Origin of the sequence: Trinickia symbiotica, assembly GCF_003028655.1 — a bacterium.
Taxonomy (GTDB): domain Bacteria; phylum Pseudomonadota; class Gammaproteobacteria; order Burkholderiales; family Burkholderiaceae; genus Trinickia; species Trinickia symbiotica_A.
The window spans coordinates 18951-34279 of record NZ_PYUC01000007.1 but is presented as its reverse complement, the minus strand read 5'-3'; the positions used below and the strand labels follow the sequence as shown (position 1 = coordinate 34279).

Here is a 15329-nt window from a genome sequence, read left to right as displayed (position 1 = left end):
ATCGGCCTATAATTTATCGAACGATCACTTATCGATCGATAAATTAACGGAGCGCAATATGCCGATCACCAAACTCGCGCACTACTCGATCCGCACGACGGACCTCGACAAGTCGAGACAGTTCTACACCCAGATCCTCGGCTTCCGTGAGGGTTTCCGCCCCCCGTTCGATTTCCCCGGCGTCTGGCTGTACAACGGCGACGATGAATCGGAGTTCGGCGTCGTCCACATCATCGGCATCGATCCGAACGACTCGAGCGCGCTTATCGCGTACCTCGGTGATAAGACGCTGCCACAAACCGGCACCGGGACCGTCGATCACATCGCGTTTCTTGCAACTGGCCTTCTGGATTTCCGGGCCAAATTGCGAGACGCAGGCTACACATGGCAGGACCGCACGGTCCCAAGCCTCGGTCTGCATCAAGTGTTCGTCGAGGATCCGTCCGGCGTGACGATAGAAATGAATTTCCCAGCCGATGAAGCTGCTGCGCTCAAGCAAACGCCGTCGGGTAACTCAACAGATCAGTGAAGGGTGTCGAGAATGCCATACGATCAAACGGACCGTCGCAACGCAATCATCGTTGGTGGGTCGCTTGGCGGCCTTTTCGCTGCGAATCTGCTGCTGCGCAGTGGTTGGGACGTCACCGTCCTCGAACGCGTACCCGATGAACTCGCGGGCCGTGGCGCGGGTATCGTGACTCATCCGGAACTGCTCGGCGCGCTGACTGCGGCCGGCGTCGAAGTGGACGACGACATCGGTGTCACGGTTCATAGTCGCATCACGTTGAACTCGGATGGGAGCATAGCCAGATCCCGCCCACTGACGCAAACGCTGACCGCATGGAGCAAGATGTTTCACGTGCTCCGCTCTGCGCTCCCCGATGCCTGCTATCGATCGGGCGCAGTCGTGGAAAACGTGGCCAGCTTTGAGGACCACGCCAAAGTCATGCTGTGCGATGGCACCAGCCTGCAAGCCGACCTTGTCATTGCAGCGGACGGGTTCCGCTCGAACATTCGCCAGAAGTACCTGCCCGACGTGCAATTGCAGTATGCCGGCTATATCGCGTGGCGCGGGCTTGTAGATGAGCGAGACTTGTCACGGAAAACGTGGGGCACGCTATTCGACAAATTCGGCTTCTGCCTGCCTTCCGGCGAGCAGATGCTGGGCTATCCAGTGGCCGGTCCGGGCAATAGCACGCAACCCGGTCAACGTCGATACAACTTTGTATGGTATCGGCCGGCCGAAGAAACCATCGCGCTGCGACATCTACTTACCGACGGCATGGGCAAATGCCACTCAAACGGCATTCCACCGCAGCTGATTCGCCCCGACGTGCTGGCGGACATGCGCGAAGCCGCACACGATCTGCTCTCGCCGCAATTTGCGGAAGTGGTCGACAAAACCAAGCTGCCATTGTTTCAGCCGATCTATGACCTCAAGGCGACTCGGCTCGTATTCGATCGGGTCGTGTTGCTCGGCGATGCGGCTTTCGTCGCACGGCCGCATTGCGGCATGGGTGTCACGAAAGCCGCAGGCGATGCGGTCCAGCTCGCCAAGTCGCTCGCCTCGAGGAAAAACATTCACGAGGCGCTGGCCGACTATGAACACCATCGCCTGCAGTTCGGCGGAGCAATCGTCGAGCATGCGCGTCACCTGGGCGCCTATATGCAAGCTCAACTGAAGGATCCGCTCGAACGGGAAATGGCCGAGAAATACCGCACGCCGGAGGCCGTTATGCGGGAAACAGCGGTCGTCCCGAATCTATAAGCGAACGTGCAGAACGAGCAACCGGTCATTTGAACCAGCACTGTCGTATCGAAAAAACCTGTCCCATCAGGAGGAAACCGATGACAAACATTACGGCTTATCCCGAAGGCTCACAGTCCGCAACGCAAAGGCAGGGGCAAGCAATGGCCCCAGGCGTCAGGGCCGAAGAGCAGTTCTATCAGTTCGTGAAAACCCGGCGCACATTCTCATGGGCCTTGGCCGCGGCCATGCTTGTGGCGTACTTCGCGTTCATCTTGCTGATCGCGTTCGCCCCCGACGTGCTCGGGACCCCGATCGTGGCCGGGCATTCCATCACTTGGGGCATCCCCGTTGGATTGGGAATGCTGGCGTTCACGTTTGGGCTCGTCGCCCTTTATGTTCATCGCGCCAATTCGACTTACGACTCGATGCTCGATGGCATTCGTCTCGAGAGGCAATCATGAGCATCCGCAAAGTGCTTCCGCTGCTGGCCGCACTGCTTGCCGCCAGCGCCTGGGCAAGCCCTGCCTTGAGCACCCCCGTCTCGGCCACACCGCACCAGACACGCAATCCCATTGCCATCGCCATGTTCCTGGTATTCGTGCTCTTCACGTTAGTCATCACGCGATGGGCAGCCCGGAAGAACCACGGGGTCGCGGACCACTACGCAGCCGGCGGCAAGATCACCGGCGGCCAGAATGGATGGGCCATCGCAGGCGACTACATGTCGGCGGCGTCGTTGCTGGGTATCTCGTCGATGGTATTTTCCAACGGTTATGACGGGCTCATCTATTCGGTGGGTTTTCTCGCAAGCTGGCCGATCATCCTGGCGCTGATCGCGGAGCCGCTGCGCAATCTCGGGCGATACACGTTCGCTGACGTGGTCTCGTACCGACTCCAACAGCGGCCCGTCAGGACGTTTTCCGCCATCAGTTCGCTTGTCATCGTGCTGCTGTATCTGGTCTCCCAGATGATCGGTGCGGGCAAGCTCGTGCAATTGCTCTTCGGCATCCCTTATCTGCCCGCGGTCATTGTCGTCGGCGTGCTGATGGTCGTGTACGTGTTCTTTGGCGGAATGCTCGCCACGACGTGGATCCAGATCATCAAGGCGGTTCTGCTGCTCTCGGGCTGTGCATTCATGGCATTCATGGTGCTGCGGCATTTCGCCTTCAATCCGGACGCACTTTTCGCCGCGGCCGTCCGGGCACACCCTCACCATGAAGCGATCATGAGCCCCGGCGGCCTGATTCACGATCCTGTGTCGGCAATATCGCTGGGTCTCGCGCTGATCTTCGGCACGGCCGGCCTCCCGCACATCCTGATGCGTTTTTTCACCGTCGCCGACGTAAAAGAAGCGCGCAAGAGCATTCTCCACGCCACCGGCATCGTCGGTATCGGGTATGCCCTCATCGTGGTGATCGGGTTCGGCACCATCGCATTGGTGTCGACCGATCCGGCCTATCACAATGCCAACGGCACACTGATCGGCGGCGTCAACATGGTTGCGATTCATCTCGCGCATGCCGTCGGCGGGAATATCTTTCTGGGCTTCATCTGCGCGGTTACGTTCTCGACGATTCTCGCAGTGGTCTCCGGCTTGACGTTGGCCGGCGCATCCGCCGTGTCTCATGACCTTTACGCGAACGTGCTGCGCGACGGCCGGGCAACGGAGAAAGAAGAGTTGAACGTATCGCGTCTTACCACGCTAGTCCTCGGAGCGATGGCGACCGTGCTCGCCATCGCGTTCGAAAAGCAGTACATCGCGTTCATCGTCAGCCTGGTGTTTTCGATTGCCGCGAGTTCGACGTTTCCTGTGCTACTGCTCTCAATCTACTGGCGCGGTCTCACGACCCGAGGCGCAGTAATGGGTGGGACGCTGGGCTTGCTGACAGCAGTCGTCCTGACCATCCTGAGCCCGACGGTGTGGGTGCAGGTGCTGGGACACGCCCGTGCAATCTACCCGTACGAATACCCGGCGCTGTTCTCGATCATCGCGGCTTTCGCAGGCATCTGGGTATTTTCGGTGATCGACCGAACGGCTGGGGCGAACCGGGAACGCAAGCTGTTCGACGATCAGCTCGTTGCGTGCGAAACAGGCTGGCGACCGTCCGAGCACGAAGGGCTTAAGAACGTTTAAGTCTCGCTTTAGGACTTCGCCGCCGCTCATCCCTAGACTTGCTCAACGATCCGCCGCGTGCGAAGTCTGCACTGCGCGGGGGGAGCATGCGAGTCGCATGCGCACTGATTTGCCCGGAGCAAACATGAAACGAAAACGACTCTGGTTTGGCGCCGCCGCGCTTGTGCTCGCCGGCTTGGCCATCGCGATCGGCATCATGTACGAGCCGCCGATTGCGCCGGTCGCGTTGCGCGCGCCCGCCTCGTTCGACCCGCAGCTGGTACGCGCGGGCGCACGCGTCGTGGCGCTCGGCGATTGCGTGGTCTGCCACACCGCGAAGGACGGTAAGCCATTCGCGGGCGGACTGCCGCTCGCGACGCCGTTCGGCACGATCTACGCGACCAACATCACGCCGGACCCGGACACCGGGATCGGCCAATGGTCGCAGGAGGCATTCGCCCGCGCGCTGCGCAAGGGAATCGCACGCGACGGCCATCAGCTCTACCCGGCGTTTCCGTACACCCATTTCACCCGAATGTCCGATCACGACATCGCGGCGGCATATGCATACCTGATGACTCGTGAGCCCGTGCGTGAGCAGACGCCCAAGAACCAGCTGATCTTTCCGCTGAACTTCCGGCCGCTCGTCGCATTCTGGAACGTGCTATTCCTCCGCAAAGGCGAGTACCAGCCCGACGCCACACGATCAGCCGAATGGAATCGCGGCAAGCTGCTCGTTGACGGCCTCGGGCACTGTGCGTCGTGCCATTCGCCGTTGAACGCGATCGGCGGCGAACAGGCCGGCAAGGCGTTCGATGGCGGGATCGTCGACGGCTGGGAAGCGCCGCCGCTCAACGCGCTCGGCAATGCGGCCCGGCCGTGGACGCAGGCGCAGATCGTCACCTATCTGCGCACCGGCCGCGCGAGCGAGCACGGCGCGGCCGCCGGTCCGATGCTGCCGGTCACGCGTGATCTCGCGACGGTGCCGCTCGAGGATGTCGAGGCAATCGCCTCGTACATCCAGTCGATTCAGAAGTCCGGCGCCGTGCAGCCAACGTTGACAACGGTCTCCAGCGGCAAGGCGATGAGCCCCGCCGAGCAGCGCGGCTCGGTGCTATTCCAGGCGTCGTGCGCGCAGTGCCACGGACCGGCGTCGCCCATGCAGGTGATCGGCGGGAGGCCGACGCTCGCGTTCAGCACCGCCATCAACGCCGACACGCCGCGCAATGCGATCCAGATGATGTTCAACGGGATCGGCTGGCACGGCGAGGACACGCTCAACTACATGCCATCGTTCATCGATCAGTACGACGACCAGCAGATCGCGGATCTCGCCGCATACATCCGCGGCGCGTATTCCAGCCGGCCCGCCTGGTCCGGTGTCGACGCGATGGTTGCGAAGCTCAGAAAGGAGGACAGCGCGCGATGATTACGCTCACCGTCAACGGTGTCCAGCACACGCTCGATATAGACCCGTCCACCCCGCTCCTCTATGTGCTGCGCAACGAGCTGCATCTGCACGGCGCGAAATTCGGATGCGGCCTCGGACAATGCGGCGCATGCACCGTGATCGTCGATGACAAGCCGATGTTCTCCTGCGTGATTCCGGTCGCCGCACTCGGGCGGCGGCACGTCAGGACCATCGAAAGCCTCGGCACCGCCGATCGCCCGGGGCCCCTGCAACGCGCGTTCATCGATCATCAGGCCGCGCAATGCGGGTACTGCATCGCAGGGATGATCATGCGCGCGCAAGCGCTACTCGAACGCAACCCGAAGCCGACCGAACACGAATTGCGCGCGCATATGGAGCCGAATCTGTGCCGCTGCGGCACGCACATGCGGATCCTCGCGGCCGTGCGCCAGGTCGCCGGCCTGCCCGATCCCGACGCCGCTTCCGAACCCGTGACACTCAGCAAGGCACTCTGATGGATATTCACGACGACATCGACGAAGGTCGCCGGCACTTTATGCTCTCGGGCGCGCTTTTCGTCGCGTTCAGCCTCGCTCCGGCCGCCCGCGCGCTCGCACAGGAAGTGATCGCCGACGAAGGCGCCGCTGTCCACGTATCGAAAGAAACCCAGATGCTGGCCGGCAGTCTGAAGACCAATCCGATACTGGACGCATGGATCAAGATTACGCCGGAAGGCAAGGTGACCGTGTTTACCGGCAAGGTCGAACTTGGCACGGGCGTGCGCACCGCCCTGCTGCAGGTGGCCGCCGAAGAGCTGAACATGAAGCCCTCGCTGATCACGTTCCTGACCGCCGACACTGGCGCGTCGCCCGACGAAGGGCTGACCGCCGGCAGCCATACGATGGCCGACAGTGGCAGCGCACTGCTGAACGCGGCGGCGCAGGTGCGCGGGCTGCTCGTCGACGGCGCCGCGAAGCGCTTCGGCGTCGACCCGCGCACGCTGACGGTCGGCGATGCGGTGATCAAGGCACCGGATGGCCGCACGATGACTTACGGCGACGCCGTGCGAATCGTCGACCTTCATCGCAAGGCTACCGCCACCTCGCCACTGAAGGATCCGGCCACGTTCCGCGTGATCGGCACGTCGCTGCCGCGGCTCGACATTCCGAACAAGGTCACCGGGGGAGTCAGCTACGTGCAGGACATGCAATTGCCCGGCATGCTGCATGCGCGCGTCGTGATGCCGCCCGTCTATGACGCGAAGCTGCTTTCGTTCGAGGAGGCGGCCACGCTGCGCATGCCCGGCGTCGTGCGGATCGTCCGCAATGGCAGCATGCTCGCCGTCGTCGCGCGCGGCGAATGGCAGGCGGTCCTCGCGCAGCGCGCGCTCGCTGCCGGTTGCCACTGGTCGTCAGGGCAGCCGCTACCCGATCGCGCCAAGGTCCACCACGAACTGAAGCGCATCTCGACGCAGCGCATCGAGATCGCCAACACTCGCGCGGCGACCGCGCCGGCGACAAAGACGCTGACCGCAACCTTCTTGAAGAACTACTTGCTGCACGGTTCGATCGGGCCGTCCTGCGCCGTGGCGCTGATGGAGAACGGGCTCTTGACCGTCTGGACCCATTCGCAGGGTGTGTATCCGCTGCGCGACGCGCTCGCCGAGATGCTGTCGATGCCGAAACCGAGCATCCGCTGCATCCACACCGAGGGTTCCGGTTGTTACGGCCACAATGGCGCCGACGATGCGGCCGCGCACGCGGCGCTGATCGCGACGGCGATGCCGGGCCAGCCGATTCGAGTCCAGTGGATGCGCGAGCAGGAACACACGTGGGATCACTTCACGCCCGCAATGGTCACCGAGGTCAGCGCCTCTCTCGACGCGAACGGCCACATCGTCGACTGGCAGTACTCGCTCTGGAGCAGTTCGCACAACGAGCGGATCGTCAACGCCGGCCGCCTGTTGCCGGCGCGGATGCTCGAACCGCCCTTCGTGTCCGCGCCCTCGACGCCCATGCTGCAGCCCGAGGGTGGCGGCGACCGCAACGCGATTCCGCTGTACTCGTTTCCGAACATGCACATCGTGAACAACTTCTCGCCGACGATGCCGTTGCAGACATCGGCGATGCGTTCGCTGGGCGCTCACACGAATGTGCTCGCGATCGAAAGCGTCATGGATGAGCTTGCGGACATGGCCGGGGTCGATCCGATCGAGTTCCGGTTGCGCCACATGCAGGATCCTCGCGCGCGCGACGTCATTCAGCTGGCCGCGAAAGCGTTCGGCTGGCCGCGGCGGCCGCGTGCGCGCAATCGTGGAGTCGGCTTCGCGTTCGGCAAGTACAAGAACTTGATGGCCTATGTCGCGATCGCCGTCGAGATCACGGTCGTGCCCGAGACCGGTCAGGTGATCCTCGATCACGCGGATGTGGCGGTAGACGCCGGGCAGATCGTCTCGCCGGACGGCATCCGCAATCAGATCGAGGGCGGCGTGATTCAGTCGGCCAGTTGGACGCTCTACGAGGAATTGAAGTACGACACGCAGAGGATTCGCGGCTTCGACTGGAGCAGCTATCCCATCCTGCGTTTCTCGGCGGCACCGCGCAGCCTAAAAGTCCACCTGATCGACCGGCCCGGCGCGGCATTCCTCGGCGCGGCCGAGGCCTCGATGGGACCGACCGCCGGCGCGCTCGCAAACGCGATCTTCGACGCGACCGGCCAGCGCGTGCGCGAAATGCCATTCGCGGGCGAAGGCCTCAGGCAACGCATCGATGCATAGACGCGCAATGACGCGCTCGCGTGGAGCGCGCCCTCACGTCTGAGCACGACGCGGTCCCGACGCGCCGCATTCATTCATGCATGCGCTCCACGCAATCGTTCAGCAAAAAATGCGATGAACGTTTGCACCTTGCGCGAATGACGACGGTTCGGCAAAAACGCAGCATAAACCTGCGCATCACCCGCAACCGGGTGCGCAGACCATGCATCAAGTAGCGGCACGATCTCACCGGAGACAATATCGCTCTGCACGAGCCAGGTCGGCACCAGCGCGATTCCCTGCCCGTTCAGCACGCCTTCGCGGAGTATGTCGAGGCTGTTCGCGGTCAACCTGCCCTTGACCTCGACCTTCTCCGACTGCCCGTTACGCGTGAACGTCCAACTCTGCCGCCCCTGCCGGTACGGAAAACGCAAGCAGTGATGCGTTGCCAGATCGGCCGGCGCCGCGGGGACTCCCGCTCGCTTCAGGTAGGCAGGACTCGCGACGACGACGCGGCGATTGTCCATCAGCTTGCGTGCGATCAGCCCCGGGTCCTGTGCCGGCACGCCGATTCTTACCGCAACGTCGAGTCGGTCGGCCGCCAGGTCAAGATACGCGTCCGACACGACGAGATCGAGCGATAGGCGGGGATACGCATCGAGAAACGCGGCCAAGTGCGGCCCGAGCACGATCCGCGCATAGCTGACCGGTACCGATATGCGCAACGTGCCGACCGGGTCGCCGCCGGCGTCCGCGACACTCTCGTCCGCCTCGATCAGCTCGGACAGCAGCCGGCTCACCTGCTCCAGATAGGTCGCCCCGGCGTCGGTCAGCGTCACGTGCCGCGTCGTGCGCGTGAGCAGCGTCACGCCGAGCGACGATTCGAGCGCATCCATCAGGCGCGTGACCGACGAGGTCGCGGTGCCAAGCCGGCGCGCGGCCTTCGAGAAGCCGCCGGTTTCCGCGACGACTGAAAAGGTCTCCAGCGCGAGCAGTTTGTCCATAGCCCCCTTGTGCGGATTGTGCGACGCGGTTTGCGCGCAGCCGCTATTCTGCACTGTCTCCGGAGACTCTACGCACTGCATGTTCGGACTGATGCGAGGGGGCGACCGACCCGTCGCCCGCAACCGGGTCACCCGAGTGCCGGATAGTCGGTGTAGCCGGCCTCGGTGCCGCCGAAGAACGTCGCCGGGTCGGGGGTGTTCAGCGGGTGCCCGCCCGCGATCCGCGCGGGCAGATCCGGATTGGCCAGAAAGGGCCGGCCGAATGCGATCAGATCCGCGCGACCGTTTGCTATCGCCCGCTCGGCACTGTCTGCGTCATAGCCGCCCGCGATCATCAGCACGCCGCGGTATGCGCGGCGCAGTGCGATCATGAGCGCATCCCAGCGCGGATCGACGTTGTCATCCTTCACGGTGCCGACCACGGCAGGCTCGACCAGATGCAGGTACGCGAGCGGCCATGCGTTCAACCGCTCGACGATATGGCCGAAGGTCTGCTCCGGCGCGTCGTCGCCCATCCCCAAGAAGCGGCCCATCGGCGTCAGTCGCACCGCGACGCGGTCCGCACCGATCTCGTCGCTCACCGCCGCAACGACGTCGAGGAGGAAGCGCGCGCGATTCTCGGGGCTGCCGCCGTACGCATCCGTGCGCCGGTTGCTGTTCGAGTTGATGAACTGATCGATCAGATAACCGTTTCCCGCGTGTATCTCGACGCCGTCCATCCCGGCCGCGATCGCGTTGCGCGCCGCCTGCCGATAGTCGTCTACGATCGCGGCAATGTCGCCGACCGTCAGCGCCTGCGGCTCAGGCACGTCCGCCCATTCGCCGCCGCCGTCCGCGTTGACGATGAAAGTCTTGCCCGGGGCGCGGATTGCGCTAGGTGCGACCGGCGCCGCGCCGCCGGGCTGGAACACCGGATGGGATACCCGGCCGACGTGCCACAGCTGCAGGAAGATGATGCCGCCTTCCGAATGCACTGCGTCGCTGACCGCGCGCCACCCCTCGATCTGCTCGGCGCTGTGGATACCGGGGGTCCATGCATAGCCCTGCCCCTGCTGCGAGATCTGGCTCGCCTCGGTCACGATCAGCGCGGCGGACGCCCGCTGCCGATAGTATTCGACGTTCATTGCGTTCGGCACGTTGCCAGGCTGCCCGGCGCGCGAGCGAGTCAGCGGCGCCATCGCGATGCGATGCGTGAGCGTGCGGCGGCCGATCGCGATCGGCGTGAAGAGATGCGGGTACATGAAGGTTCTCCGGACTTTCGGGAAATGAAGCAAAGCCGACGAGGGGCGGCAGCCAAGCGAAGGTTAAGACGCCCTCCGCCCTCCCGGAATACGGGCACAGCGCAATCCGGCATTGCGCACGAGGCAAAAGTGGTGGGGGCGCGCGCCGCATCGCATTGAGCAATGCGCCCCTTGGGAACCTTTGCGCTCCGAGCAAAGCAGCGTTGTCGGCGCGCCGGATTCCGCTAACGAATGATGCCGCCTAAGCTGCGGGTCAATCGGCGCTGCCCAAGCAGCCCGCCCGTCACCCGTTTCGAGAGAGAGCCCAACATGAGCACGAACCTCGCTTCCCCGGCCCACGCCGGCACTGCACCGACGATGGCGCGCAGCCTGATTCTGCTGTTCGCCTTCTGCTGCGGCGCTATCGTCGCAAACCTCTACTACGCGCAACCGATCATTTCCCTGATCGCGCCCGACCTGCATATGTCCGAAAGCACCGCGAGCCTGATCGTGTCTCTCACGCAGATCGGTTACGCCGCCGGGCTGTTCTTTCTTGTGCCGCTGGGTGACCTGGTCGAAAACAAGAAGCTGATGATCGCCACCGCGGTACTGTCGATTGGAAGCCTCGCCGCCGCCGCCACGCTACACGAACCGGGACTCTTCCTCGGGATCTCGCTGTTGATCGGCTTCACGTCGGTCGCCGTGCAACTGCTGATTCCGCTCGCCGCGCACTTCGCGCCCGCCGAAACCCGCGGCCGCGTGGTCGGCACGATCATGAGCGGGCTGCTGCTCGGCATCCTGCTGTCGCGGCCGATCGCGAGCTTCATCGCCGGACACTTCGGGTGGCGCGCGGTATTCGGATTCGGCGCAGTCGCGATGGCGCTGGTCACGTTGCTGCTGGCGCTGACATTGCCGGGGCGGCGCCCCGACCATACGGCGAGCTATTTGCAACTGATCCGTTCGCTCCAACACCTCATCGCGACGCTGCCGGTGCTGCGCCAGCGCTCGCTTTACCAAGGGCTGATGTTCGGCTCGTTCAGCCTGTTCTGGACTGCCGTGCCGGTGGAGCTGATGAACCACTATCACCTGTCGCAATCGGCGATCGCGGTGTTCTCGCTCGTCGGCGCAATGGGCGCGACATCTGCCCCGATCGCCGGGCGCCTCGCTGATGCAGGCCACACGCATCGCGCGACGGTGATCGCACTCGCGCTGGCAGCGATCAGCTACGTACCGGTTGTACTAGTTCCTGGCCTCGGCGTATTCGGGCTCATCGGCACCGGCCTGCTGCTCGACTTCGCGGTGCAGATGAACATGGTGCTCGGCCAGCGCGAAATCTACGCGCTCGACCCGAAGAGCCGTAATCGCCTGAACTCGATCTATATGACGAGCATCTTCGTCGGGGGCGCGGTCGGCTCGGCGGTCGCGAGCACGTTATACGAACATGGCGGCTGGACCTGGGTCGCGGTCGCCGGCACGCTGTTTCCGCTGCTCGCGCTCGGCCGCTTCCTGTTCGTCGGAAAGCCGGCGCATTAAACGAGCTCACCACTACATGTGATGCTCGCTCATCCACTGACTGAAAAGCACCACCTTCGGCTGATGCGCGACGCAATCCGGGTACACGAAGTAGTAACGCGAGCCGGTCTCGACGAGCGTGTCAAACGGCATGACCAGACGCTTGGCCAGGACGTCCTCCGCAACCAGCATCGAGTCGCCGATCGCCACGCCGAAGCCCTGCATCGCGGCATTCGTCGCCATATCGAGCGTTTCGAAGCTCGGCCCGAGGCTCGCGTCCACGTTGGACGCGCCAACGCGATCGAGCCACAGCTTCCAATCCCGATGGTCTCGGGTAGGGTGCAGCAACGTGTGCTGAGCGAGATCCGACGTGTCCGTAAGCGGCTTCTCGTCGAGCAGTTGGGGCGTGCAAACGGGCGTGAGCCGCTCATCGAACAACGGCACGGCGTGCACTTCGGCGCCAGGCGATGAACCGTAGATGATCGCCGCATCGAACGGCTCGACTCTGAAATCGACATTGTGCTGCCCGGTCGTCGTGATCTGAACTTGGAGGCTCGGGTGCTCGGCCTGGAATTGCATGATCTTAGGGAGCATCCATCGCATGACACAGGTGGGCACCTTGAGCGCAAGGTCGGTGCGCTGGCGCGTGAGACGAAGCGAGATTTCTTCGATGCGCGCAAAGCTCTCCTTCACCGCGGGCAGCAATTGCTCGCCCTCGGCCGTCAACGTCAGCCCTTTGGCGTGACGCGTGAAAAGCGGGAATTGATAGTAATCCTCCAGCGCCAGAATTTGCCGGCTGACAGCGCCTTGCGTCAGGCACAAATGCTCGGCGGCGCGAGTGAAGCTGCGGTGGCGTGCGACCGTCTCGAAGATCTGCAGCGCGTTCAAAGGGGGAAGTCGTCGCATGGCGAAAGTCGCTGTGGCGCAACCGAAGTTGATTGATGCACGCCGGCCAGCCGACAGACTGCGGGATGCCCCGCTCGATAAGATCAGAAATCCGATGCCATTGTGCAATACGGAATTTCCCTTGAGGCCCATGCAATCCGCTCATGATGCGAACGCGAAGCGGGCGCGGTATCTCACCTACCGCGCCCGCGCTTTGTGTAGTCAGGCCCGAAGCTTCATTGGCCCTGCAGCGCCTTTCACTTACTTCGCCGACACGTCGATATTGCCGAAGTACTTCTGCGCGAGCGTCTTGACGGTGCCGTCCGCCTGCACCTTCGCGATCGCGGCGTCGAGTTGCTTCTTCAAAGCCGCGTCGCCCTTGCGAATACCGAAGGCGATGCCGCTGCCCAGAATTTTGTCGTCACGCACGGGCTGGCCCACGAATGCGAAGTCCTTGCCGTCCGGGCGCGAGAGAAAGCCGGTCTGCCCTGCTGGCGCCAGCACTAGTGTCGCATCGAGCCGCCCCGTCCGAAGGTCGGCATACACTTGATTCTGATCCTGATACGGCACGATCGACACGCCCGCGCTTTCCCAATGGGCTTTCGCGTAGTTTTCTTGGATCGATGCCTGCAACACGCCTACCCGCTTGCCTTTGAGCGATTCGGGCGTAGGTAGCAAGCCGCTGTCGCGACGCGCGATCAGTTGCGTGGGGACGCGATAGATGATCGTGGTGAAGTCGATCGCTTCGCGGCGTTTTTCCGTGGCATTCATTGCCGAGTTGATCGCGTCGAACTTGCGGCCCTCGAGCGCCGGGATCAGGCCGTCGAACGAGGTCTCCACCCACTTGCACGTCAAATGCGCTGCCTTGCACACGGCGTTGCCGATGTCGATATCGAAGCCTTGCAGTTCACCGCTGGGCCCCTTCGATTCGAAGGGCGGATACTGCGCCTCCAGGCCGAATCGCAACACCGAGTCCGCCGCCAATGCGCTGACCGACGCGGATACCGAGGCGAACGCACACGCGAGCACGAGCAGTTTTCCGAGCAACTTCATGGATGATCCCCTTTCATTTGTGATGGCACGTCGCTTCTAGACGCCCATAAGCGCCGCGCGATTCACTGTGCCTTGCATGGCGCCCATGCCGCGCGCCTTCAGATTTCGCACAACCGCCGCGCGCCTTCGAGCAGCGTGGCATCGTCCTTCGAAAAGCTCAGGCGGATCAGCCCCAAGTCCGTGCCGTCGGTATAGAAGGCCGACAGCGGAATGGTCGCGACCCGTGCATCGCGAATCAAGCGCAGCACGAAGTCGCTGTCGCGTTCATCCGAGAAATGTCGGAAGCGCGCGAGCATAAAAAAGGTACCTTCGCTAGGCAGCAACTCGAAACGCGACTTTTTGAGTGCATTGGCGAGCAGGTCGCGCTTGCGCTGGTAGAACCCGGCGAGCCCGAGATAGCTCGAGGGATCGCCGAGCGCCGCGACGAACGCGTACTGCATTGGGGTGTCAGCGGAGAACACCATGAACTGGTGCACCTTGCGGATCTCGTCCATCAGCGCAGCAGGCGCAAGGCAGTACCCCACACGCCAGCCCGTGACGTGATACGACTTGCCGAACGACGACACGATCACGCAGCGCTCCGCCAAGTCCCGGTGGCGCGCCATGCTGTGATGCCGGAGACCGTCGAAGATCACGTGCTCGTAGACCTCATCGGACAGCACCACGATGCCGGTATTGCGCGTAATGGCCTTGAGCCGCTCGATGTCGGCATCGCCGAGCACGGTGGCCGTTGGATTGTGCGGCGTATTCACGATGATCATGCGCGTCTTCGGCGTGACGCTCGCGGCCACTTCATCCCAGTCCACGCGAAAGTGGTCGGATGACAGCTTGACGGCCACGGGCGTGGCGCCCTGCAGACGCACGATGGGCGCGTAGCTATCGAACGATGGCTCGAAGTAGATCACCTCGTCGCCCGAATGCACGAGCGCGCTGATCGCCGCATAAAGGCCTTCGCTCGCGCTCGCGACGACGGTGATCTCGGTCGCCGGGTCGTAGCGGGCGCCATAGATCTGCTCCACTTTTTGTGCGAGCGCATCGCGCAAGACGCCGACGCCCGCCATCGGCGCGTACTGATTGCGGCCGTCGCGCATGGCGCGCGTCACGCCGTCGATCAACGTTGCATCCGGATCAAAATTGGGTGCGCCCTGGGAGAGGTTCAGCGCGTCGTGTTGAGCAGCGAGCTGGCCGATCACCGTGAAGATCGTGGTACCGACGTCGGGAAGTTTCGAGCGGATCTGCAAGGCGCTCTGCATGAGGCTTTCTCCATCTGGCGGGATCTGCGCCGCGCCTGCACGCAGGTGGCGACTCGAACCCAGTGGTACCGATTAAGCCCGACACTGACGGCACCGGCAATCGAAACTTTGTCATGCGGGGCATGCGTTTTTGTCATGGCGGACGCGCTCGCCGGATCGAGGCTAAGGGTTTACCCCTACAATACATTTTATTTAATTCTAGATAATCTTTCTAGAACGAGGGGCCCACGGAACAGCTGGCCAGCGGCCAGCTTGCCGATCGCCACGCTACGGAGTGCTAGTCAGCTTGCCCTCGGCTGATGCGTTGCTCTGACGAATACTCACATTCGAAATGTCGCCGATGCCGATGACTTCGATGGCAGACGCCGCACGC

At 63.2% G+C, this 15329-nt stretch carries 13 protein-coding genes; 8 read left to right on the top strand and 5 right to left on the bottom strand.

Translation table 11 applies throughout. The features are described from left to right. Positions 1–58: 58 nt before the first annotated feature. The 7 genes from C9I57_RS14850 (at position 59) to C9I57_RS14820 (ending at position 8050) form a co-directional block, all read left to right on the top strand. On the top strand, positions 59–529 hold the full coding sequence (locus C9I57_RS14850; RefSeq protein ID WP_107151451.1) for a VOC family protein: 471 nt from the start codon (positions 59–61) through the stop codon (positions 527–529). Positions 530–541: 12 nt separating this feature from the next. Continuing rightward, positions 542–1768 carry an FAD binding domain-containing protein gene (locus tag C9I57_RS14845; protein WP_107151450.1) on the top strand — a complete coding sequence of 409 codons (1227 nt, stop codon included), beginning with the start codon at positions 542–544 and terminating at the stop codon, positions 1766–1768. A gap of 80 nt (positions 1769–1848) precedes the next feature. Next, positions 1849–2211 carry a DUF485 domain-containing protein gene (locus C9I57_RS14840; protein ID WP_258187654.1) on the top strand — a complete coding sequence of 121 codons (363 nt, stop codon included), beginning with the start codon at positions 1849–1851 and terminating at the stop codon, positions 2209–2211. Next, positions 2208–3884, top strand: a complete 1677-nt coding sequence (locus C9I57_RS14835; protein WP_181321848.1) for a cation acetate symporter — start codon at positions 2208–2210, stop codon at positions 3882–3884. The genes C9I57_RS14840 and C9I57_RS14835 overlap by 4 nt, the downstream gene beginning before the upstream one ends. A gap of 124 nt (positions 3885–4008) precedes the next feature. After that, positions 4009–5292, top strand: coding sequence for a c-type cytochrome (locus C9I57_RS14830; protein WP_107151449.1), 1284 nt, complete (start codon positions 4009–4011; stop codon positions 5290–5292). Beyond that, on the top strand, positions 5289–5789 hold the full coding sequence (locus tag C9I57_RS14825) for a (2Fe-2S)-binding protein (RefSeq protein ID WP_107151448.1): 501 nt from the start codon (positions 5289–5291) through the stop codon (positions 5787–5789). Before C9I57_RS14830 ends, C9I57_RS14825 begins: the two co-directional genes overlap by 4 nt. Next, positions 5789–8050, top strand: coding sequence for a xanthine dehydrogenase family protein molybdopterin-binding subunit (locus C9I57_RS14820; protein WP_107151447.1), 2262 nt, complete (start codon positions 5789–5791; stop codon positions 8048–8050). Before C9I57_RS14825 ends, C9I57_RS14820 begins: the two co-directional genes overlap by 1 nt. A 74-nt stretch (positions 8051–8124) precedes the next feature. Here the strand turns inward: C9I57_RS14820 and C9I57_RS14815 are convergent, their stop codons facing one another. After that, a complete protein-coding gene (locus tag C9I57_RS14815) occupies positions 8125–9033 on the bottom strand; it encodes a LysR family transcriptional regulator (RefSeq protein ID WP_107151446.1) in 909 nt (302 codons plus the stop codon). Positions 9034–9161: 128 nt separating this feature from the next. Next, complete coding sequence (locus C9I57_RS14810; protein ID WP_107151445.1) at positions 9162–10274, bottom strand: alkene reductase; 1113 nt, start codon at positions 10272–10274, stop codon at positions 9162–9164. A gap of 309 nt (positions 10275–10583) precedes the next feature. Here C9I57_RS14810 and C9I57_RS14805 point away from each other — a divergent pair, with 309 nt between their 5' ends. Then, positions 10584–11786, top strand: coding sequence for an MFS transporter (locus C9I57_RS14805; RefSeq protein ID WP_107151444.1), 1203 nt, complete (start codon positions 10584–10586; stop codon positions 11784–11786). A 12-nt stretch (positions 11787–11798) separates the two neighbouring features. On the opposite strand, the gene C9I57_RS14800 is transcribed toward C9I57_RS14805, so the two are convergent. The 3 genes from C9I57_RS14800 to C9I57_RS14790 all read right to left on the bottom strand — a co-directional run bounded on the left by C9I57_RS14800 (position 11799) and on the right by C9I57_RS14790 (position 14956). Beyond that, positions 11799–12671: a LysR substrate-binding domain-containing protein gene (locus C9I57_RS14800; RefSeq protein WP_107151700.1), complete on the bottom strand. Its 873-nt coding sequence runs from the start codon at positions 12669–12671 to the stop codon at positions 11799–11801. A 240-nt stretch (positions 12672–12911) separates the two neighbouring features. Then, the gene (locus C9I57_RS14795; protein ID WP_107151443.1) at positions 12912–13703 is read right to left on the bottom strand and encodes an ABC transporter substrate-binding protein; all 792 of its coding nucleotides are present in this window, start codon (positions 13701–13703) and stop codon (positions 12912–12914) included. Between the two features lie 98 nt (positions 13704–13801). Further along, on the bottom strand, positions 13802–14956 hold the full coding sequence (locus tag C9I57_RS14790; RefSeq protein ID WP_107151442.1) for a pyridoxal phosphate-dependent aminotransferase: 1155 nt from the start codon (positions 14954–14956) through the stop codon (positions 13802–13804). Between the last annotated feature and the right edge of the window lie 373 nt (positions 14957–15329).

Coding starts and splice junctions, on each gene's coding strand:
- C9I57_RS14810 (WP_107151445.1), bottom strand. CDS start 10,274: ATGTACCCGCATCTCTTCACGCCGATCGCGATCGGCCGCCGCACGCTC.
- C9I57_RS14825 (WP_107151448.1), top strand. CDS start 5,289: ATGATTACGCTCACCGTCAACGGTGTCCAGCACACGCTCGATATAGAC.
- C9I57_RS14790 (WP_107151442.1), bottom strand. CDS start 14,956: ATGCAGAGCGCCTTGCAGATCCGCTCGAAACTTCCCGACGTCGGTACC.
- C9I57_RS14835 (WP_181321848.1), top strand. CDS start 2,208: ATGAGCATCCGCAAAGTGCTTCCGCTGCTGGCCGCACTGCTTGCCGCC.
- C9I57_RS14830 (WP_107151449.1), top strand. CDS start 4,009: ATGAAACGAAAACGACTCTGGTTTGGCGCCGCCGCGCTTGTGCTCGCC.
- C9I57_RS14800 (WP_107151700.1), bottom strand. CDS start 12,671: ATGCGACGACTTCCCCCTTTGAACGCGCTGCAGATCTTCGAGACGGTC.
- C9I57_RS14840 (WP_258187654.1), top strand. CDS start 1,849: ATGACAAACATTACGGCTTATCCCGAAGGCTCACAGTCCGCAACGCAA.
- C9I57_RS14820 (WP_107151447.1), top strand. CDS start 5,789: ATGGATATTCACGACGACATCGACGAAGGTCGCCGGCACTTTATGCTC.
- C9I57_RS14845 (WP_107151450.1), top strand. CDS start 542: ATGCCATACGATCAAACGGACCGTCGCAACGCAATCATCGTTGGTGGG.
- C9I57_RS14850 (WP_107151451.1), top strand. CDS start 59: ATGCCGATCACCAAACTCGCGCACTACTCGATCCGCACGACGGACCTC.
- C9I57_RS14815 (WP_107151446.1), bottom strand. CDS start 9,033: ATGGACAAACTGCTCGCGCTGGAGACCTTTTCAGTCGTCGCGGAAACC.
- C9I57_RS14805 (WP_107151444.1), top strand. CDS start 10,584: ATGAGCACGAACCTCGCTTCCCCGGCCCACGCCGGCACTGCACCGACG.
- C9I57_RS14795 (WP_107151443.1), bottom strand. CDS start 13,703: ATGAAGTTGCTCGGAAAACTGCTCGTGCTCGCGTGTGCGTTCGCCTCG.